At 27.1% G+C, this 21,793-nt stretch carries 19 protein-coding genes; 3 read left to right on the top strand and 16 right to left on the bottom strand.

Annotated elements, in window-relative coordinates; genetic code table 11:
- Positions 1–11 precede the first annotated feature (11 nt).
- Complete coding sequence (locus I2A75_RS06970; RefSeq protein ID WP_243242065.1) at positions 12–1,715, bottom strand: alginate O-acetyltransferase; 1,704 nt, start codon at positions 1,713–1,715, stop codon at positions 12–14.
- A gap of 128 nt (positions 1,716–1,843) precedes the next feature.
- Positions 1,844–3,247, bottom strand: a complete 1,404-nt coding sequence (locus I2A75_RS06965) for an MBOAT family protein (RefSeq protein ID WP_195263752.1) — start codon at positions 3,245–3,247, stop codon at positions 1,844–1,846.
- A gap of 364 nt (positions 3,248–3,611) precedes the next feature.
- Here I2A75_RS06965 and I2A75_RS06960 point away from each other — a divergent pair, with 364 nt between their 5' ends.
- The gene (locus I2A75_RS06960) at positions 3,612–4,616 is read left to right on the top strand and encodes a glycosyltransferase family 2 protein (protein ID WP_347707759.1); all 1,005 of its coding nucleotides are present in this window, start codon (positions 3,612–3,614) and stop codon (positions 4,614–4,616) included.
- A gap of 15 nt (positions 4,617–4,631) precedes the next feature.
- A complete protein-coding gene (locus I2A75_RS06955; protein WP_195263750.1) occupies positions 4,632–5,015 on the top strand; it encodes a GtrA family protein in 384 nt (127 codons plus the stop codon).
- A 150-nt stretch (positions 5,016–5,165) separates the two neighbouring features.
- Here the strand turns inward: I2A75_RS06955 and I2A75_RS06950 are convergent, their stop codons facing one another.
- The 10 genes from I2A75_RS06950 to yhfZ all read right to left on the bottom strand — a co-directional run bounded on the left by I2A75_RS06950 (position 5,166) and on the right by yhfZ (position 17,682).
- On the bottom strand, positions 5,166–6,710 hold the full coding sequence (locus I2A75_RS06950) for a DUF6056 family protein (protein ID WP_195263749.1): 1,545 nt from the start codon (positions 6,708–6,710) through the stop codon (positions 5,166–5,168).
- A gap of 165 nt (positions 6,711–6,875) precedes the next feature.
- A complete protein-coding gene (locus I2A75_RS06945) occupies positions 6,876–8,168 on the bottom strand; it encodes an amidase family protein (protein ID WP_195263748.1) in 1,293 nt (430 codons plus the stop codon).
- Between the two features lie 491 nt (positions 8,169–8,659).
- Entirely contained in the window at positions 8,660–9,868 is a 1,209-nt protein-coding gene (locus I2A75_RS06940; RefSeq protein WP_195263747.1) for a phosphopentomutase, read from the bottom strand.
- Between the two features lie 598 nt (positions 9,869–10,466).
- A complete protein-coding gene (locus I2A75_RS06935) occupies positions 10,467–11,630 on the bottom strand; it encodes a YhfX family PLP-dependent enzyme (RefSeq protein ID WP_195263746.1) in 1,164 nt (387 codons plus the stop codon).
- Positions 11,631–11,642: 12 nt separating this feature from the next.
- Positions 11,643–12,752, bottom strand: a complete 1,110-nt coding sequence (locus tag I2A75_RS06930) for an aminotransferase class V-fold PLP-dependent enzyme (RefSeq protein WP_195263745.1) — start codon at positions 12,750–12,752, stop codon at positions 11,643–11,645.
- A gap of 11 nt (positions 12,753–12,763) precedes the next feature.
- Positions 12,764–13,639: a TatD family hydrolase gene (locus I2A75_RS06925; RefSeq protein WP_195263744.1), complete on the bottom strand. Its 876-nt coding sequence runs from the start codon at positions 13,637–13,639 to the stop codon at positions 12,764–12,766.
- A 409-nt stretch (positions 13,640–14,048) separates the two neighbouring features.
- Entirely contained in the window at positions 14,049–15,335 is a 1,287-nt protein-coding gene (locus I2A75_RS06920; protein ID WP_195263743.1) for a YhfT family protein, read from the bottom strand.
- 292 nt (positions 15,336–15,627) lie between these two features.
- Positions 15,628–15,984, bottom strand: coding sequence for a DUF2620 domain-containing protein (locus I2A75_RS06915; protein ID WP_195263742.1), 357 nt, complete (start codon positions 15,982–15,984; stop codon positions 15,628–15,630).
- A 376-nt stretch (positions 15,985–16,360) separates the two neighbouring features.
- Complete coding sequence (locus I2A75_RS06910) at positions 16,361–16,705, bottom strand: PRD domain-containing protein (protein ID WP_195263741.1); 345 nt, start codon at positions 16,703–16,705, stop codon at positions 16,361–16,363.
- A gap of 50 nt (positions 16,706–16,755) precedes the next feature.
- A complete protein-coding gene (yhfZ, locus tag I2A75_RS06905; RefSeq protein WP_195263740.1) occupies positions 16,756–17,682 on the bottom strand; it encodes a GntR family transcriptional regulator YhfZ in 927 nt (308 codons plus the stop codon).
- A 277-nt stretch (positions 17,683–17,959) separates the two neighbouring features.
- Between yhfZ and I2A75_RS06900 the strand changes: the two genes are divergently transcribed.
- A complete protein-coding gene (locus tag I2A75_RS06900) occupies positions 17,960–18,649 on the top strand; it encodes a TM2 domain-containing protein (protein WP_195263739.1) in 690 nt (229 codons plus the stop codon).
- Between the two features lie 58 nt (positions 18,650–18,707).
- Here I2A75_RS06900 and I2A75_RS06895 read toward each other — a convergent pair whose 3' ends face one another.
- From I2A75_RS06895 to I2A75_RS06880, 4 genes are all read right to left on the bottom strand, one after another.
- Entirely contained in the window at positions 18,708–19,079 is a 372-nt protein-coding gene (locus tag I2A75_RS06895) for an HI0074 family nucleotidyltransferase substrate-binding subunit (protein ID WP_243242063.1), read from the bottom strand.
- Positions 19,080–19,089: 10 nt separating this feature from the next.
- Positions 19,090–19,407 (bottom strand): nucleotidyltransferase domain-containing protein, encoded by a 318-nt coding sequence (locus tag I2A75_RS06890; RefSeq protein WP_195263737.1) that lies wholly within the window; start codon positions 19,405–19,407, stop codon positions 19,090–19,092.
- Positions 19,408–19,761: 354 nt separating this feature from the next.
- Positions 19,762–20,754, bottom strand: coding sequence for a galactofuranose ABC transporter, permease protein YjfF (gene yjfF, locus I2A75_RS06885; RefSeq protein ID WP_257445673.1), 993 nt, complete (start codon positions 20,752–20,754; stop codon positions 19,762–19,764).
- Positions 20,708–21,793, bottom strand: coding sequence for an ABC transporter permease (locus I2A75_RS06880; protein WP_195263736.1), 1,086 nt, complete (start codon positions 21,791–21,793; stop codon positions 20,708–20,710). The genes yjfF and I2A75_RS06880 overlap by 47 nt, the downstream gene beginning before the upstream one ends.

Raw genomic sequence — 21,793 nt, 5'->3', positions numbered from 1 at the left:
TAAGTTAATCTCTAACCCACTCCAAAGCTTACTTTCTGATATCTTTCTTCATCCTTCGAAATAAAATACAAATCAAATTTATCTAAATTCTCTATTTCAGAAGTCATAATAGAAAACTCAACATATTTTTGATTATCTATTTCATTTATTTGGCAATCTAGTATTCTATTATTTATATAGGCATAAGTAAATAAAACATCTTCACTATCTATTGGAATAGAAAAGTTTGTTAAATTTGTTCCTGACTTTTCAAAAAAGCTATCAGATAAAGTACTATTTTTTATTAAATTACTATCATTCAAAGTTATATCACTATGATTTTTATTATTACTGTAGTTACTTAAGTTATTTGACTTAGTAACTACAAAATTATCTTCTTTTAAATTTCCTTCATTTAAATATTGTTTTAAATTCTTTATATGAACTTTATCTTCCATCTCATCATCTGGGAAGTAAAAATCAAAATGAGTATATTCTGTGGACTCAAATAAAACTATATCTGGATTAAATATATTTATATAGTATTCATAATCTAAAACATTTCTGTAGTTATGAATTTTCATAAGCTCTGAAAAGCTTTCTGTAAGGAATTTTTCTTTATTATCAAAATAGCTTCCTGCAAATATTAATATTCTTGGTGCATTTGGATTTGCTTCATTTTTATAATGTGTAAAGTTTCTAAAGCTTTCATGCCTTTTTATTTCATCTTCTAAATCTTCTATATATATAGAATTATCTTTTATTAAACTATAATGAGTTGTTATTTCGTTTAGTTCAAAATCTGATGCAACAAGAGTATCATTTATATAATTTTGTGCTTTATAATTATCTATATTAAAAGCTACAACTCTATTATCTAATAAATTAAGTCTATCTAATATTGCTGATATACCAATTATTGCTCCTGTTTCATTCCAATGCCTTGCATCATATTCTTTATCAAAAAGCAATCCTCTGCTATCTACAATTTCATCTTTTGAATTGTTATCAAATTTATACTCTAAATATCTATTCAATTCATCCGATTCAAATAATTCTTCTGCTTTACTTAACCTACTTAGCTCACCTAATCTTTCTGACTCTTCTACTTCAATTAATTCATCCGCTCTATCAAGAAGTCCTTCTGCTTCAAGAGCTTCCATCTTTTCTATGTATATAGAATTAATATAACCTTTTATTAATATATCTTCGGCTAAGTTCTTTTCCTTTGCTTCTCTTAAGGTTTCTAAATTATTCAAGTAGTTTATATCCTTTTCTTCCAAAAGCTCTAAAAAGTATTCTATATCTCTATTTTCATAATTATATCCTTCTGTTATATACTCTGGGTATATAAGCTCTTTTCTTGGCTCTACTGCATATAAAAACTTTATATTCCTGTCATTACAGTAGTTTTGGAATTTCTTTATGAAGTCTGAATATATCTCCATAAACTCTGGATCGAATTCATTTTCTTCTGCTTTAGACATTATGAATCCATCTTTTCCATATTCATATTTAGGATGTGTTATTTCATTGAAGACTTTATCCATAACATTAGCATAAAGATCCACCATTTCTGTTCTAAAGCCAATTCTATCATCAAAATAGCTTTTTATATTATTGAATACATCTTCATTTGAAAATATATCTTCAAAATTTAAGAGCATTCTATTATCTATTTTAGAAATCTGATCTTTTTTTAAGTTCATAAATATTACTGGTATCAAAATTACCAAAAAGAAAGCTCCTATTTTAATTAAATTATTTATTTTTATAAACTTCGAATTTTTATTGTTTAAGCTTTTTAATTTTATGTTTTTATTGAACAAATGCATTTTCATCACCTCACCTCTAACTATTCACTTTAAAATTGAAAGTAAATAAACGGACTATATGTTGAATTGACCATAAATATTATTGATATTATAAATAATAAAGTTATCAAAATTGTTTTGATTAATTCAAACGCTTTTACATCTCTATATCTGTTGAAGATATCTTTTAATATTGGTGTTGAAGCTATTATGCCAATAATGATTAATACTATAAGCTTTCTGCTTATAAAGTAAGTGTACTCAAATGTTATATCACTAAAATTAGATAAGCCAAACATTATGGATAAATATTTTAAGCCTTCTTCTAAAGTAGTTGCCTTAAATAAAACCCAACCTATTACTACAATAAATAACGTAATTGGTATTTTTATATATGAAGGAATTTTTTTGTACCATTCTTTATCTCTTATGAATCTTTCTATTATCATAAATAATCCATGCCATAAGCCCCAAATTACAAAGTTCCATGAAGCACCATGCCATAAGCCAGTCACTAAAAAGACAACAAATAAATTGAAATATACATTTCCTCTTCTATTTCCACCTAGCGGTATGTACAGATATTCCTTAAACCACGTTGATAAGGATATATGCCATCTTCTCCAAAATTCTGTAATTGACTTTGATATATATGGATAATTAAAGTTTTCTGGAAACTTAAATCCAAAGAAATATCCAAGACCAATTGCCATATCTGAATATCCTGAAAAATCAAAGTATATTTGTAAAGTATAACAAATAGCTCCTATCCAAGCTGTTATCATATCAATTCCTGATGAACTAGATAAAAGAAAAATATTATCAGATATAGCTCCAAGCATGTCTGAAATTATAATCTTCTTCCCAAGTCCTATTACAAATCTATTTATTCCATAGCTGAAATACTCAATAGATTCTTTTCTGTTCCTTATTTGCTCATCTATTGTCTTATATTTTATTATTGGTCCTGCAACTAATTGAGGAAAAAGTGATATATATAAAGCAACTGAAAAAATATTCTTGTTTACTTTTCCATCATTTCTATAAATATCTATTATGTAAGACATTCCTTGGAAGGTAAAAAATGATATCCCTATAGGTAATACTATTCTTTTTAATTCAAAATTCATATTAAATAAAGTATTAACATTTTCTATAAAGAAATCATAATATTTATAATAAAATAGCAAGGCTAGATTTAAAATTATCCCTAATATTAAGAAAAACTTTCTTAAACCTTTTTTATCAACTGTCTTATCTATTAATAATCCAAAAATATAATTAATCAAAATAGATACAATCAATATCTTTAAGTAGTTCATGCCTCCCCATGCATAAAATAACAAGCTTGCAAGAAGTAAAATGTAATTTCTTAGTTTTTTACCAGAAATATAGTATAAGAAAACTACTAATGGTAAAAACATAAAAATAAATACTGATGAACTAAATACCATATTTTCTCCTTTTCTAATTTAATATTTTCTTCTTTTGTTTCAGATTTAAAGCATATAGCACATAGTACTATAGCCATTTTAGTATTATATTATATTAATTAAATATATTGTACTAATATATTACACTCTACAATCTAACTAGACTTATTTAACTAACCTATAGTATATTTTTTCTCTTTTTTTCTTAAGATAACCTTAAGTTTATATTAATTACCTTATATTTTTCTTGATTTTATATTAACTATATATACTTTTATTTTATAAAAAGCTGAAACTTCATCTTAAAGTTTGTTATATTTTTACATATTTTATCTTTTTATACATCCAAATTTCTACTAAACTTATTGAATATTATGATTTCTTTATGATAGAATTAAAATTTAGAAACGTAGTAATAAAACAAAGATTAAAAGGAGTTAATATGAAAGCAAATAAATTAATTAGTATTGTTGTTCCGTGCTATAATGAAGAAGAGGGCTTGGAGCTTTTTTATTCAGAACTTACTAAAGTTACAGATTCAATAAATAATTATTATACTGAAGTTATATTTATTGATGATGGAAGTATTGATAAAACAAAAAATATTATATATAAACTTGCTTCTTTAAATTCAAATGTAAAGTATATTACATTTTCAAGAAATTTTGGTAAAGAAGCAGCAATGCTATCTGGCTTGAAAAATGCTTCAGGTGATTTAGTGGTAATAATGGATGCAGATTTACAACATCCACCTGAATTATTATTAGACATGATTTCTGCAATTGAAGATGGTTATGATTCTGTAGCAACCAAAAGAAGAAATAGAAATGGAGAACCTTTAATAAGAAGTTATTTTGCAAAATTGTTCTATAAAATTATTAATAAAACTTCAAAAATTACAATAACTGAAGCCGCTACTGATTATAGATTAATGAACAGAAAAATGGTTAATTCAGTTTTAGAGCTTTCTGAGTATCATAGATTTACTAAAGGGATATTTGAATGGGTAGGATTCAAAACAAAATGGTTAGAAATAGATAATGTAGAACGAGTTGCTGGACAAACTACATGGTCTTTTTGGGGATTATTTACATATGCCATAGAAGGAATAGTATCATTTTCTGTTGCACCATTAAAAATAGCTAGTTTTTTAGGAATTACTATATCTGCTGGTTCTTTCCTTTACGCTATATATATTTTTATTAGAACTTTAGCTTTCGGAAAAGATGTTCCTGGCTATGCATCCTTACTATGTATAATACTATTTATTGGTGGAATTCAATTAATTTCCGTTGGAATAATAGGCGAATATCTTTCTAGAACATACTTAGAAGTTAAAAATAGACCAAACTACATTACTGATAAATCAAATATAAAAGACATTAAATAACGGAGATTTTTAATTATGAAAAAAATTAATATTGATTTTATTCTTCAATTTTTTCGATTTGCTATTGTTGGCGTAATAGCAACTATTATTAGTTATTCAATTTACATAATTCTCGAAAAATTAGGTGTTCAGTATAATATTTCTTATACATTAGGCTATATAATAAGCTTTTGCTTTAATTATATAGCATCAACATATTTTACTTTTAAGACTAATGTATCTGCTAAAAAGGGAGCTAAATTTACCTTTGCCCATATTTTTAATTATTTATTACAAATGTTTTTACTAAATATATTTATCTACCTAGGAATCAGTAAAGCACTTGCACCACTCTTTGTTTACTGTATTTCAATACCTGTAAACTTTTTAGTTGTGAGACTAGCACTTAAAGATAAATAAATTTAATAATAATTAATTATAATTTTTAATGCACTATTAAATTAAAAACTATTAGAATAATATATATTTTAATAAAATAAAAATAGACATCTTGTTAAATATGCCTTGCACAGATGTCTATTTTTTATTAAATATACTTTTATATAAAACTTATTCAATATAATTTATTATAGTATCTTCATTTATTTTATAACATTGTTTCATAAAGTAAGGCATCTTATTCCAATTTCCTAGATTATATCCATATATACTAGGTGGTACCTTTTTTAAAGTTATACTACTCTTGTCTGAAGATTTTTGATATTCTTCTATCATATTTAAGTTATACTCTATCTCTGAAGATGTACTCTTATATCCATTATAATTAATAAAATAATATCTAAATGCTATTACTGTAAATGGAATTATTAAAGAATAAAAAATTACCTTATTTAAATTTATACTTTTCTCATAGTATAATTCTGAAAATGTATAGCAAATAAATATAAACATTAATAATTGAGATGGAAAAATTATTTTATATGCACTTGCAAATCTAGAATCAGCAACTAGAAGCATAACCTGTGCACCTATTGCATTGATAATAGACGCCAAAATAAATGGATTTTTTTTATTTAATAATATAAGAGTCCCTACATATAACATAGAAAAAATATAAATTACCGTAAATCCTAAATAAAATAAAGTAATTTCACTTGTTATATTTGCTAAAGTGATAACTTCAACTTTATATCCCTTAATAATTACAACATATATATAGCATAAGCTTGATATTAATAAAGCTATTGCTAATAGTGTATTGAAATATCTTAAAGTCTTATTATGTTGATACTCTCTAGAAAACTTAATTATCCATATTACTAAGCATATCAATATAAGTATAGTAAATATACTTACAGGTTTTGAAAATATATTTGTTTTTAAAATCTCCATTATAGTTTCAGATATTTTAATTACTACTCCACTATCTTTTTCAAGTAACATTCTTTTTAATGATCCAAAAGTAACTAATCCATATCCCAATACTAAAGGTATAAAGTTAATAAAGTATTTAGCCTTTAATTTATATCCCTTCATAAATGCTATGTATAAACTCATTAAAACACTATATCCAATTCCAATTGCTCCTGCTTGTTGAGTTGATGAAGCTGCAAAAAATCCAAGTACAATAATCCCAAAATTAATTTTAGATAAATTTTTCTCTTTTGAATAATATATTAAAAAAATATATCCAAATAATATAGAGACTAGTGTAGGATATAAATAATTTAATGCACATGCAGCATAATATAAAGTTGTATTAGCTATTTGTGTTGGTATTGCTAAAAATAAAAGGGAACTTACAACTGCTGCTGGTAAAATTTTATTACTACCCCTATCTTTATTACTAATCTTAGCAATTAAAACCGCACCTAATGTTATAATTATTGGATTTATTATTCTATATAATACTGCATCATATTTTACTAAAATTGATAATAGTACATGAACCCATACTCGTCCATTTACATTTAACTCTTTCCACATCAGCTTTGGTAAATATGAAATCCCATTTTGAATATCTCTAGAATAATACAAATCATCAGCATATATATATACATACCTATGTATTATATACATTGATAACATTAGTAAAATAAATGGAATAAAATTCTTAATTATTGATACATGTTGTTTTTTATTTTCACTTATCATATGTCTTCTCTCCTAAAATGACTTTAAAATAAATTTTACTGAAACCGGCTTGGAGTTTTATTATAACATAATATCACTAATTTGAATTTTCTTTTTCCTATTTTCTGACCTTCAGTTGAATTTCTCTAGACCAATGAGGTAATTTCCCTAGGACCTATCTTTTCATTATTCTATTGGTTCCACAAACTTCTCTCTATCAATAAAATATCTATTAAATATTTCATTTTTTTCTATACTTTCTTCAATAATTTCTCCAAGATCAAAAGCATTAATTAATCCTTCCATCCCCTCATTTGCACAAATCACAAATCCACTAGCAAGCTTTTCTCCTGGAATTGTAATACCTGTACATTTACACATATTTATTGCTTTAACTATTCCTTTTCCCCCATTTGATGTGATTTCTTTTTCAGCCTTACCTTTAAAACTTCTTTGGATAGTTTCATCATAACCATATACATCTATTGGACCTTCATAAGTTAAAATAATATCTGCAATATCATTATTAAATATATTCTTTATTTCTTTTATAGCAATATTTCTTTCATATATATTATCAAAAGAGTATTCTATGAATTCAAATTTTGCCTTAATATTTTCACTACTTGCTTTATCCTTAGCAGACTTATCTACTAAACTATCTTCTAATTTAGCCATCAATTTTTGCTCTGGATTATTCTTAAACTTGTCCTCCAGATTTTCTTCTAGCTTCTCTACTGCCTTATCCACCAAATTTTCCCTATCTTCGTCCACTAAACTATCCCATTGATTATCTCTTAATTTGTCCACCATATTACTATTTTCATTTATATAATTAATTGCTTTGTCTATTTCTAATCTCATGTCCATTCCATCAGGTAAAACTATTGAATTATTCTTAGGTATCAATACTCTTATTTTATCCTCACTATATTTTATTTTCTTTTCTAATATTTCTTCAACTACATCTTTTAATATATGGAAGCTTTTTGATATTACTCCAATTCCTCCTGTAAAAGATATACTATCTGTGGATAAACTTTCCTTTCCTGTGACTAATCCAACTCCTGATCCTATAAATGAATATAAATTAGTACTAAGTGCTGGTGCTAGTACTGATCCTCCACCATCTGTTCCTATTCCAAAGTCATTAATCCCTTTAAGGATATTAATAGCTGTTCCACTACTTGATCCTGTCATGCATCTATATGTTAATGGATTAATTAAATCTGTATCTATACTTCTACCAAGATGAGACATTTTATCTATAGTTGCAAATAAATATTTAGAATTTTTCCTTAATTTGTCCACCAAACTTATAGGAATATCCACAGTATTCTTAACTCCAAAAGTTAAATAATCATTATCTTTATCATTTACTTCTTCTCCTAAAGAATTATTTATAGAAATAACAGACCTACATAAATTTTGATTTGCTAAAACTTTAGTCTTATGTAATTTTATTTTCTTCTCATCCATTGAACTAACCTCCTATTATATATACTAGAAAATTTTTAATCATCAAAATTTGATTAAAGTAAAAATATTAGATAGCAGTTAATTTATACTTACTAATAATAACTTTATAGTTGTACTAAATAAAAATAGATAAACTAAAATAAACTACCTTAAATTTGCATTAAATAAAATTAGAGAAATTAAAATGAGTTACAAATATTAAGCTTTCTTTAATATTCAATTTCCTTATTTTAACTTCTCCATTATATAAAATTATTTAGTTTTTATTTATTGTTTATTTCTTATGCTTCTTCTATGTTTATTTTTATCTTTTGATATTTCAAGTTACCTATAAACTCTATATCTAAATCTTAATTCACATTATCTTTATTCACATAATCGCAATTTACATAATCTCTATTTGGAAATTTGTAAATCATTTATATAGCCTTTACAAAACAATCTCCTATATAATCTTTATATTAAAATCTTAAACTACTTATCTAAAAATTCTATAATAGTTTGCTTAAAAAACTTGTTCCATTTTCAGGTGCCTTTACTTTAAAGTAATCTGCAACTGTTGCTCCCACATCTGAAAGTGTTTCTCTTACACCTACGAATCCTTCTTTTATATTTTTTCCATAAATCATAAGCGGAACCATTTCTCTTGTGTGCTTGCTATGTCCTATTGTTGGATCATTTCCGTGATCTGCCATTACTAGTAATATATCATTATCTTTTACTGTCCCTATAAGCTCACCTATAAGCTTATCTGCAATTTGAAGTTTTTCTGCATATCTATCAACATTTTCAGCATGCCCTGATAAATCTGTTTCTTGTACATTACAGCATATGAAACCTTCTTTTACTTCTTTAGATATTTCTATTGTCCTCTTCAATACCTTTTCTGTATCTACCATAGGTATGCTTGTACCTTTTTCATTTATAACTACATCTGCTACTTTTCCTAATAAGTAAACTGGTACATTTTCTTCAGATAATATTGTTGATACTTGTGTATTTGGATTAACTCCATATCCTAAGTGTATACATTCATATCCTTCATTATAAACACCTGACTTAGGTGCATTTATTCCTATATATCCACCATCTTTTTCTTCTTCTGCATTTAATATATCTTCTAAAGTAATTCCTTTTCCTCCAAAAGTTATAACTCTAGGAACTGTTGCAATAGATCTAACTATATGACCAATTTCTAACACCTTACTAAAAGGTATTAAATCTAAGGCTGATGTTATATTAAAGGCTTGGCCTAAATCACATTCTATATTATCTGCAACAGTAAGAGCATCTTCAACTACTAAATACTTTTCTTTCTTACCTTCCTTATAATAAACTTTATATCCTGCTTCCTTTATTGCATTATATATAACTTCTATTTTATTTTTTATAGGTTCTCTAAATGGCATCTTTGGTTTTGTTCCCATTATTTCTTGATGTCCAAAGAAAGTATCTGCTCCAAAATGAGTTAACTTTCCCTTTCCAAACGTTGCATGAGGATCTTCCTTCATTCCATTTATTTCTGTTCCTAATATATTAATAAGACCTAACTTTTCAAGATTTGGTAAAATTACATCTTTTCTTCTTTCCAAAATATGAAGACAAGTATTTGAATTTATATCCTGAGGTCTTTTTTCTTTAACATCATCCATTTCTCCAATGCCAAAACCATCAAGTACAATTACTACGAATTTTCCCATATTAATTTCCTCCTTTTTAAATTGTGAATACAATTTATTAATGAAAGAATGAAAAAATTTAAAAATAAAAGAATTAATGTTGTTTTGCTACGCAAAACTTAAACTATAGCTGTAAAGCACTTTCTATTCAAAGTTCATTAATGCCCTTTTACGAAACTCTTTCACTAGTAACTTTTCATTTTCTTCACTTATAATTAAAAGAAACTTCAGCACAAGGTTGTGGTATTATCCCATCCTCATCATCCATTTCTTTTCCTCTAATTATTTATTCAGTTTTATAAATTGAAAAACAAATTTAATTATATAAGTTAACTTCCCGATTTTTATATCATTAATTATGCTAATTCTTCATTTAATAATTTTAAATTGAGAAATATAAGTTGGCGAAGATAAATAGAATATGTGAAATAAGCATATAGCGAGCAGTTAGAAGTACTTGGTGAAGGAAAAACTACTAGGCCTTAGTGTTGTTGGTTTGTTTGAACGCAGTGAGTTAACCAAAACTCTTGGCTTAGTAGTTTTTCCAAGCCTAGTACTTCTTCGCACAGCTATTTAGCTTATGGAACATATCTAGTTATCGTAGCCTTTATATTTTCAATTATCCATTGATCCTTTTTCCTTGTGAGTCGTAAATTCCAACTATTTCTGGATTTCCACTCTTTATTCCATTAACTATTGCCACATTGCTCCTTGTAACAAATATTTGAGTTCTAAAAGCCATTATTACTGTATCTGATACATTACAGTTTTCTGATAGTTCAAAATGATAATCTATACTTTCATCTGTTGGTGGAATTACTTTAATCATTTTTGAATTATCTATATCTGTTCCAACTAAAGCATTTTCCATATGAGATCTTCTATAATGACCTCCACCATAGCAATAAGCTCTATCTAATAAATTGTGTGATACTTCACTTACATAAACCATTGCTGGAAGTTCATCTCCATCATTAAATTTATGATATGGAGTACTTCCTGTTAATCCATGTCCTGGTTCCCCGTGAGTTCCACCTTCTTCATATATTTTCTTTATGGAATTAACACAGGTAGCTGATGGCATATTTAATTGATCTATTTTTACATTGAATTCTTTTTCTAATATGTCTTTTGCTTCTTTAATTGTATCTATATTATTTGTTCTTTTAATTTCATTGCTTTCTTCATCAAACAAGAAACATGGAAATGAAGTTACACCAGCTAAATTTAAATTTTTAAGCTTAACTAATTCTGCTCCTACACTTTTAAGTTCATTTAATTTAAATCCACCATATTGTCCTGAATATAAATTATCATTTTCACCTAAAACTCTTAGCATTATATTTTGTTTTATATTAAGCTTTTCACAAACCTCATTAATTTCTTTTGCTTTTTCAATTGAGTAAACTGTAATATAATCTGGTTTAGACTTAATTACTTTTTCATTTAAAGCTTTAGGAATTTGAACTAAGTGTCCAACATGACCTATCTTTATTCCGTTATCTATCATGACTTCAGCTTCTTTGAAGTCTACCACTACTGCTCCATCATATCCAAGCTTCATAAATTCTTTGCAAATAAGAGGATTTCTACCTATTTGTTTTGTCATAAAATAAAGCTTTATACCATACTTATCTGCTTCATCTTTAAGCTTTTTTGCATTTTCTATTAAAGTATCTAAATCAATAACATAAGTATCTGGTATTATTACTCCTTCTTTATGGAGCTTAAATGCAGCTTGAACTAATTCCCTATTTCTTTCTATGGTCTTTTCAAGAAACATCCTTACTCCTCCTTACTTAATTTCTTTTTTAACATCCTCAATTGCACTTTTTAATATTCTTATTATTGTATCTGCCCCACTTCTCATTGGATTTACTCTTATCATTCTTTTTTCTAGAGTAGGGTCAGCAGCTCTAAACGTTCCTGATACTCTATACATCATTGGAACAAATTCATATTTTGATTCTGATCCTACAGGATGTGATGCTGCTCCATATTTTGTAGTTAACTCTAAAACTTCTTCTGCTATATCTTCATTTAATTCAACTAGTAAAACTTTTGATTGAGCATTTGCAAGGAATGCATCTTTTACTCCTTCAACTTCACCACATTTTAATCTTGTTACAAGTTCCTCATTAACCTCTGATTGAATTGCTAATGAAACTGGTGCATATACAAGTCCTCTTAATGCCTCCATAGCTTCATGACCTTGAACTTGGCTTCCTCCTGAGTAATTTAGTGAATAAACTTTATCTACAAGTTCCTTATTTCCTATTAATACTCCAACACCTTCTGGACCTAATATCTTAAAGCAAGAAAAACTTCCAAGATCAGCTCCGCATTGATTTCCTATTTTCTTTACCTTTAAAGCTGCATAATTATCATCAGTAATTATTTTTATATTAGAATTTGATTCTTTTATTGCAGTTATAACTTCTTCTAAGTCATAAGAATCATCAATCTTTTGTCTTGTATTTTGAACTAATGCCCCTTTTATATGTGGATTTTTTAATACTACATCTTTTACATCATTTAAATCATTAAAATTAGCTTTTATAATCTTAAGTCCCATAGTCTCAATAGTAACTTTTGAAGTTGGATATATTGGAGCATCATGAACTAATATTGTATCTCCACTTTCCATAAAGCTAATTAATCCCCATCTTATGGCACCTGTCCCTGCACCTCTTACTAATATTGCAGCTTCTGCATCAAAAACTTCTGCAAAAACATTTTCTACTTTCTTAGTATAAGTAGGTTTATTCAATCCCTTAACAACACCTAAATCACCTAGAGATAGAACTTCTCTTCCATCAAAATGCTTTGTTATTGTATCTATTATTTTAAATTGTAGTTTTTTTGCTTCATCTAAACTTATTGAGTGTAATGGGTATGTTCTCATAACTCTTCCTCCTACTTAAGGTTATAAATATTTTTTATATTATTAACTAACATATTTTCTATATGCTTGCTAGAAATTTCATTTTCATATAATCTTGGCAGAAAGCTATCTATTAAATAACTATAACCAAGTCCACCATTTTCTCTAAAGTGAGATTTTCTTGTAATATCCATAGACATAACTATTTGATTGCTATATCCTCTTTCACAAAGAGCCTTTAACCATTCTGCTCTTTTTTCATCTGGCTGATAATTATTTTTCCCAATTGTATCAAATGCTATATTTACACCAGTATCTAATAATCTAAACATATATTCTAAGTCTCCACTTAAATCTATATGACTTAATGTAACCTTAGATAAATCTACATTGAAATTTTTAAATATCTCAATTTGTTCAAGTCCTAATTTCCCAAGTGTTGTATGTGTTATTATTGGAACTCCAGTTTCAAGATGTGCCATACATGAAGCTTCAAAAACCTTCTTTTCCATTTCTTCTATTTTATTTAAACTAGTTCCTATTTCTCCTATTACAGAAGCCTTTACCGATGTTTCATCTATACCATTTATTATTTCATCTACTAAAATATTTGCCATCTTCTTCTCATTTATTTTATAAACCTCTTCTGGAAGAAATGGTTCTTTATAATATCCAGTTGATTGAAGAATATTTAATCCAGTTTCATTAATAACTTCAGCTACATATTCAGTGCTTCTACCCATTCCTCTATTTGTAACATCTATAATAGTAGAAACTCCTTTAGCTTTTAAATCTTTAAATTCTTCAATAGTTTGCTTCTTATTATTTAAAAAACAATCTGCATCTTTTTTTACACCAGATAAATCTATAGTAATATGCTCATGTGCATAAATTATTTCCTTATTCATATAAACACCCCTTTGTTCAATTGATAATTGAAAATTGATAATTGACAATTAGATGGGATAATTCAGCTAGTTCTGAATTATTTAAAATTAAATTTTCTTAAACTCCTTAGATTTTATTCATTAATTATCCATTGTACATTGTCAATTATCAATTGTTCCAACTCAGCTCCTCTGAGTTATTACCTTAATTATCAATTGTGCATTATCAATTATTAATTGTCCTCTTGCTCTTTCGAGTTATTATCTCAATTATCCATTTTTAATTATTTATTATTCATTGGATTCTTGCTTGTCCGAATCATTTCCATAACTCTTTTACTTTTTCATTCTTTAACTCCTCATTTTCATAACTCAGCTCGTCTGAGTTATTACATAAATTGTCCATTTTCCATTGTCAATTATCCATTGATTAACTTGGTATTACATATAATCCAACTAAGTATAGTATGTTAATTAAAACTCCAACTCCAATTGCTCCAACTGGACCAACTGCCATATCTACTATTGGTTTCTTTGAAGTTTTGTTTAAAACGTATAAACCAACTACTACGAATAATCCAAGTCCTGGTGCCATAGCTTGTGCAGCCATCATACCACCTATTAATAAAGCTACTTCTAATACTTTACTCATAGCTGTTCTTATGTTATCTCCACATTTTCTAACTCCTGGGAACTTGTCCATCAACTTAGCTAATACATCTAAGAAATAGATTTCTAAAGCCATTACTGCAGCTCCTGCAACAAATGCTAATATTGGGTTTCCAATTAAAAATCCAGTAACAAATACAAATGTCATACCTGCTGGTGCATATACTCCAGTTGAAATTGCTGTAGTTGCAACTAGTGGTATAAATCCTATACCTCTTGCAAATGCTGTCATTGCAGCTTCAGTTGTTTTTCCTTCTGCTAAAAGATTTAAGCTTATTGGGTCTCCAGCTACTAAAGTAAGACTAGTTGCTGCTGATATTAATCCACCCATTAATGCTAATAAAGGTAAATTCTTTTTGATTTTCTTAACTCTTTCTGCAAAAATTGCTACTAAATCAATTTGTGGAGCATTTGGATCTGGTTTTTCTTGCATTGCAAAAGCAATCATTATTATCATACCTGCAAGTAATGCCATACCTTCTTGGTCTAACTTAACGCTAGCACCATTTACAGTGAAAGTTCCATATATTGCAGTTATTTGTCTAACTATTAAAGCAACTATTCCTGTAAGAAATCCTTTTTTAATTCCAAATTGATAAGAAACAACAAGTGCTGGGAATACTGCAAAAGCAACTGTTATTGGAGTTCCAACTTGCTTTAATGCGTCTAAGAAATTAACTGGTAACATTGCAAATAAATCAACTACAAATTGTAATCCATAAACTATACCTACTCCATAAAGAGCTCCTACTACTCCTGATATAGCTAATCCTTTTTTACCGCTTGGACAAAAAGATCCAATGATATCAGTACCTAGTAATATACTGTGAATCAAGATAATGGATGCAGCTATTGATACTGGAATACCAAAACCTATAACTAATCCAAAGCTGATTGCAAAAGATGTTGCTGCTAAAGCTTTCTTGTCCATTCTTCCTTCTAAGTATTCTGGAACTATGGCTCTAAATCCATCATTGAAAACAGCTATACCAGCATTTGATAATATTGCTGCTAATGCACCTAAAAGTGCTACAACTAAATATTGCATAAATAATACCTCCTAAAATTTTATAATATGATATTTATTGAATAACTAAATTTATATATGCTCTCAATTCTGATATTTTTTAAAACAAGCATGCTATCCTTTCATATGCTAATATTTTTTATAGCATATATTAAAAATATACAAATTACTAAATATATAGATTAATAGATATATATATTATTAAAGAAAGCATATAGTTATAACTTGCTAAAATATCTTTACTTAAATCACGTAAAATCTAATAAATTTTAGTGATTTAAGTAAAGGCTATTTTGCAAATTAATATTTATTTTTATAGTAGATATTTAAGAATTACTGGTATAACTTCTTCTGCGTGTTGTGCTGTAAATCCATAAGCTTTTTTTCCTGCTTCAACTTCTGCTTTTATTTCTGCTTCACTCTTAATATTTCCTGGCATTGATACTGTTGCGCATTGTCCCATTCCAAGTAGTGCTATTGCCATTGCAAGTGCTCCACCCCCACCAGTGTTACATGCTCCTAAGTAAAAGTCTGCTGTTCCTGTTTTTATTGCCATTGCTGCTTCTATATCACTTTTTATTTCTATAGTTGCTCTGTCTCCTGCTATTTTTGCTGTTATATCTGCTACTCTTTGCTTGTCTATTTGTCCACCTATTACTATTTTCTTCATTTTTTATTCCTCCAATACAAATTTAATTTTTAATATTGATATTAATTCCGTTTTAATAACTTTATTCCCAATTTTTATAAGTTACTTTAAACTTAAGCTTTTGTTCTCAAATTTCATACTGAGCTCTCGTACTCAAATATACTTTTAATCTTACTTAATAGTTTCAACTTACTTGTCCATATTTTTTCTAATATATTATCTGCAAATTATATTTTTTCACTTACATGGTCATTATCTGTAGTGACATACAATTTCTTTATCATAATGTTTATTATAAACCCATATTATACTCGTATTTTTAAATCGTATACAAGTCGGCTATATTTATTTATTACAATCTACCTCACTTATACAATTAGTCTTCAGATTACCCTAACTATATTAATGTACAAACATGCATAACTACAAAATCAAGTTCTGAATCTGGAATTTCACCTATGATACTTTCTAAATCTTTTACTACTTTAAGAGCTTCATCATAATTTTCATTTTCTTTTAAGGATTGTGCTACAACATCATCTAATTTATTTACTAAATTATTTTCATCAATTCTTCCTAAGGCAGAACATAAATGAGTTATAAACATTGATGCGTTTTCTTCTAAAAGCTTTACTCCTCTTTTTTCTTCAAAATAATTTATAACTTGTATTATTTTATTGTAATTTTCTTTTGATAATTGTCCTGAATCTCTTAATATATCTAATCTTAATGTTAATTCCATTTTAAAGCCTCCAACGTACATTTTTTTGTATTTTGATTTTAACAATACCTCTAATATTGAGGCATTATCTTCTTTTCCATAACCAATCTTTGATATTCTTTCACATCTTCTACATTTAATACCCTAGAAAATAGTGCTGGAACAATAGAGTTCTCCTTATTTGCAATTATTACTGCTTCCGTATCTTTAATATTTTTGCTCTCCCTATTTATAGGAATAAATTTCATATCATCTTTCCTATCTTCAATATCATCTAAATTCCATATAGCAGCATCTATTTTATTATCTTTTATAGCTGTAATGAATTGACTGTAGTTTAATGGAACATATTCAACTTCTATATCTTCAAAATATATTTTACTTAACATAAATTGATCTATAGATGAATTATCTATTCCTACCCTTGTCCCTCTTTTAAATTCACCGTTAAATTCTTTAGAAACCACTATTATATGTTCATTAACATAACTAAAATCTCCAAAGGTTTTAACTATTTGTATTGGCTTGTTGTTTTCTAAATAATAATCTGCTGTTAGTCTTGAAGTAACTGCAAAATCATATCTGCCATCTTCTAAAGCTTTTAATCTATGATTAGAACCTCTCATGAAAGCTAGATTTGTATTAACTCCACTATCATTTAGGCATTTACAAAGTCCTGTTGCCAAACCTTCATACCTCTTAGAATAAGGTAATGGCATAACTCCTACTAAGGATTTTATTCCTGTAAGTTCTAGAAGTCTTATGTAATCTATATCTTTTACAAATGTTCCTAAGTGTCCTCTAGATTCTAAAGTTATTGCATTATGATCTTTTAAAAACTTTAAAGCAGATTGTATTGTTCCTCTAGCACTTTCATAACTTTCAGCAAGCTCTGCTACAGTTTTAATTCTATCACCTTCATTAAGAGATAAAAATTCAACTGCTAAAGAAGTAATTGCTATTCCAAGCTTTTGCATAAGCTTACTTTGAACGTCCAATTTACCACTCCCTTATATAAATGTACAATATTTTGTATATTTATAATATAACATCTTTTGTTTACATTTACAATAGTAATTTCAAACTTTCTGAAAACATTTTAATTTCTAATTTTCTAAGTCCTCAGATAATTATCCTAAATCACAGAAAACTCAAAAACTTTATCTTTATCTATTTAGCAAAATAATAATCATTAAAGAGGATGTTTATAAAAATATTATTCTATATAATGTAAAATTCATTTATAATATATATATATGAAAGGGTGATTTAATAATGAAATATTGTTCATACTGTGGATCTCCTGTAGATTCAATATTTATTGATAAATGTGAGCATTGTGGAGAGGATTTAGTTATTGAAAATGATAGTTCAAGTAATATAAACAAAAGTAAAAGTTATAATCTTAATAACAATAAAGATTATAGTTCAAGTAAAAGTAATATCTATTCTCGCTATAGCAAGTATAAAGAGGTTTATGATGAAAATAATAATTTATTATATAAGGAAGTTCAATCTTTTGACGATATAGAAAATATAACATTTAAATCCTTATTTAAGAAAAGTAAGACTTCTCAGCAATATTCTGATGTAAAATCTAGAAATAATCAGGATATAAAATCAGACAAGCATCAAGATATAAATTCGTCTAAAAATTCATCTTCTACTTATTCTAATTCTTATAATAATTATTTACCTAATGCTCTTATTTCTTTTTTTAGTAATTTAAATGCAACCAGTAAATCTTCTTTCTGGTATAAGAATAAGTATATAGCAGCTTTTATTTCAATTTTCTTTGGAATATTTGGTGCACAGAAATTCTACTTAGGAAAATACAAGATTGGAATAATATATTTAATATTAAGTTTCACAGGTATTATAGGAGTCATTGGATTTATAAGTTTAATTGAAGGATTTATATATTTATTTACACCTGAAGAACAATTCATTCAAAAGTATTTATAAATAAAAACATTTAGCCTCAGGGGCAGTACCCCTGAGGCCATTTATTATTTCTAAAAACTTACAATAGTTTTTCTAAGTTCTCTACTAACTCTTCAATAGCATCAACATATTTATTAACTATTCTATCAGCTATTTCATTATACATATTTTCATTATAAATGTGTGATGTAGAATCCCTATCTTCTAATAAATTTATCCATACCTTATCATCTGAAATCAAATTATTCACATATGCCTTCTTAAAAATAGTACGTGGAAATGAATTCTCTAGGGTAACTCCTAAATACTTCATAAATTCCTTTAAGGTTTTATGAGTTAGCTCATAAGTAAATTCAAATCTTTGTATTAAACTATCTCTTATTATATCATTTTCCCCATCATATAAATCACTGACTTCTTTTAATCTTGAATAAGCTTTTTTTAAATTCATATATTTAAAGTCAATGCTTCTCATATATAACTATCCCTTCTTTATTTACTTTTTCAATAAATAATTCATCCTTTATTGAATTCATATTTGAAAAATCAAATTCTAGCAAGGTAGTAGTATTATTTTCTATATCTTCTATAAAATCTAATAGATCTGAATAATCAACGGCTGAATATATTGCTAAATCAATGTCACTTCTAGGTGAATTATCTCTTCTTGCTCTTGAACCAAATAAAACTACTTTTTTAATATTATGATGTTTTCTAGATATTTCTTTTATTTCTTCTATAATATCTTCATCTAAATTATAGTCTATTTTATTAAGCAAACAATCACCTCTTTCACATTAAAAAATTATATTTATATTATATTTCATATAACGTTTTATAAATACTAACATTGTATAATTAATAATGATACTAATATTATATAATTAATTCAAGATTAATAAAATATCTATACTATTCACATTATCTCTATTTTCACTTTAATACTTAGCAATTACTAAAATAAAAAGTATTCTATTACTCATAAAACTCTCTCTTAAATTATCTTTTAAATTATCTCTTAAATTATAAAAACAAGAACTCATATATAACTGCTTATTATGAGTTCTTGTCTAATTTGATAATCTATATTTCTTAATTCTTTCATTAAAAATTATCTATTCATTAAAAAATATCTATGCTTTCCTATCCTTTATAATAATAAATACTCTTTGCAGTATTATAAATAAGCATAAAAGTGCCGCTACAACAATCTTTGTCCACCAAGAGCTTAATGTTCCTTCAAAGGTTATTATTGTTTGTATAACTCCTTGTGTTAGTACTCCAAGTAAAGTTCCAAATACATATCCAACTCCACCTGTTAGCATTATTCCACCTATTACAGCTGATGCAATTGCATCCATTTCTAGTCCAACCGTATGCTGTCCATAACCTGATAACATATAAAAGCTAAATACAACTCCAGCAAGTGCTGAACAAAATCCACTTAAGGTATAAACTAAAATTTTTGTTCTATCAACAGGTAGTCCCATAAGTCTTGCAGATTGCTCATTTCCACCTATAGCATATATCGTTCTTCCAAACTTTGTATATTGTAAAATATATATTGCTAATACTAAAACTATTAAAGCAATAACTACACTCCATGAAATAAACCCATTACCAATTTTAATTCTAGCTTGACTTATTTTCGCATAAGTTTCATTAGTAATAGTTATAGTATCTATACTTACAAGGTAACATAATCCTCTAGCCAGAAACATTCCTGCTAATGTTGCTATGAATGGCTGAATTTTAAACTTTGTAACTAAGACTCCCATAATCGTTCCAAAAATACAGCCTATTATAAGCATAAGCATGATAACTACCCACGGATTCCACCCTTTATTTTCAAGGAGGTATGCAGATAACATACATACAAAAGCAATTACAGCTCCAACAGATATATCTATCCCTCCAGTAATAAGTACAAATGTAATACCAATGGCTGTTATAAGTAAAAATGAATTATCAATAAGTAGATTTAAAAATGTTTGTAATCTAAAGAACCCAGTGTACTTAAAAGCTCCAAAAGCACATAAAACTATAAATAAAACTACTGTCACAAATATAGGTAAGTATTTAGTTTGTAATATTTTGTTTTTCAATACTAGTAAGTTTTTCACTATTAACCCTCCTATTCTTATCAAAGAAATTCCTAAAGATAGCTCTAAATTCTTCAGATTGTAATAAACAAATAACTATTACAACTAAAGCTTTTACAACTAAAGTTACTTCAGGTGGAACTCCAAAAGAGTATATAGTAGTTGTTAAACTTTGAATTATCAATGCTCCAACTATACTACAAGGAATAGAAAACTTACCTCCAGACATAGAGTTTCCCCCAATAGCTACTGCTAAAATAGCATCAAGTTCTATATATAACCCTAAATTGTTTGCATCAGCACATTTAATATTTGAGCTTAATAATACTGCTGCAATACCTGCGCATAAACCTGATATTGTATAAACACAAACCTTAATCCAATCAACTTTAATTCCAACGTATCTACTTGCTTCTGAACTACATCCTGAAGATTCTACAAATAATCCAAATGCAGTTTTCTTAACAAGAAGCATTACAATTAAGAGACAAGCTGCTACTATATAAATAGAAAATGGTAATCCAAATAAATATCCTCCTCCAAAAAAGAAGTATGGTTTATAGTAGATTGTAATTATTTGAGCCTTTGTTATAAGCTGAGCTATTCCCCTACCAGCAACCATCAATATCATAGTTGCAATAATTGGTTGAATCTTTATTTTTCCTATCAATATACCATTCCAAAAACCAAGAAGAGATGCTAATAATAATCCAATAATAATTGCTAAAGGCATTGGAATTAAACTAACATATTCTTGAACTCCATCTACAAAACTCATTTGCCCTCCAATTAAACTAGCAACTACAGCTGCTGTAATTGCAATTACAGATCCAACTGAAATATCTGTACCTGAAGTTGCTATTACTAGAGTTAAACCTATTGATAAAATCATTAAAGGTGCTCCTCTATTAATGATATCTATAAGACTACCAAACAAATGACCATCCTTCATTTCTATTTTGAAAAAACCTGGAGTAAAAAATAAATTAAATAATAGAACTAAAAATAGTGCTACAAGAGGCCAAAATATTTGATGTTTTTTTATACTTTTTAATGCATTCAT

The organism is Clostridium sp. 1001275B_160808_H3, assembly GCF_015550425.1.
Classification (GTDB): Bacteria; Bacillota; Clostridia; order Clostridiales; family Clostridiaceae; genus Clostridium.
This window is presented reverse-complemented; position numbering and strand designations above follow the sequence as displayed.

Bases quoted from the DNA above. Each gene is read 5' to 3' on its own strand.
- I2A75_RS06965 (WP_195263752.1), bottom strand. From the start codon at position 3,247: ATGGTATTTAGTTCATCAGTATTTATTTTTATGTTTTTACCATTAGTA.
- I2A75_RS06960 (WP_347707759.1), top strand. From the start codon at position 3,612: ATGATAGAATTAAAATTTAGAAACGTAGTAATAAAACAAAGATTAAAA.
- I2A75_RS06955 (WP_195263750.1), top strand. From the start codon at position 4,632: ATGAAAAAAATTAATATTGATTTTATTCTTCAATTTTTTCGATTTGCT.
- I2A75_RS06950 (WP_195263749.1), bottom strand. From the start codon at position 6,710: ATGATAAGTGAAAATAAAAAACAACATGTATCAATAATTAAGAATTTT.
- I2A75_RS06945 (WP_195263748.1), bottom strand. From the start codon at position 8,168: ATGGATGAGAAGAAAATAAAATTACATAAGACTAAAGTTTTAGCAAAT.
- I2A75_RS06940 (WP_195263747.1), bottom strand. From the start codon at position 9,868: ATGGGAAAATTCGTAGTAATTGTACTTGATGGTTTTGGCATTGGAGAA.
- I2A75_RS06935 (WP_195263746.1), bottom strand. From the start codon at position 11,630: ATGTTTCTTGAAAAGACCATAGAAAGAAATAGGGAATTAGTTCAAGCT.
- I2A75_RS06930 (WP_195263745.1), bottom strand. From the start codon at position 12,752: ATGAGAACATACCCATTACACTCAATAAGTTTAGATGAAGCAAAAAAA.
- I2A75_RS06925 (WP_195263744.1), bottom strand. From the start codon at position 13,639: ATGAATAAGGAAATAATTTATGCACATGAGCATATTACTATAGATTTA.
- I2A75_RS06920 (WP_195263743.1), bottom strand. From the start codon at position 15,335: ATGCAATATTTAGTTGTAGCACTTTTAGGTGCATTAGCAGCAATATTA.
- I2A75_RS06915 (WP_195263742.1), bottom strand. From the start codon at position 15,984: ATGAAGAAAATAGTAATAGGTGGACAAATAGACAAGCAAAGAGTAGCA.
- I2A75_RS06910 (WP_195263741.1), bottom strand. From the start codon at position 16,705: ATGGAATTAACATTAAGATTAGATATATTAAGAGATTCAGGACAATTA.
- I2A75_RS06900 (WP_195263739.1), top strand. From the start codon at position 17,960: ATGAAATATTGTTCATACTGTGGATCTCCTGTAGATTCAATATTTATT.
- I2A75_RS06895 (WP_243242063.1), bottom strand. From the start codon at position 19,079: ATGAATTTAAAAAAAGCTTATTCAAGATTAAAAGAAGTCAGTGATTTA.
- I2A75_RS06880 (WP_195263736.1), bottom strand. From the start codon at position 21,793: ATGAATGCATTAAAAAGTATAAAAAAACATCAAATATTTTGGCCTCTT.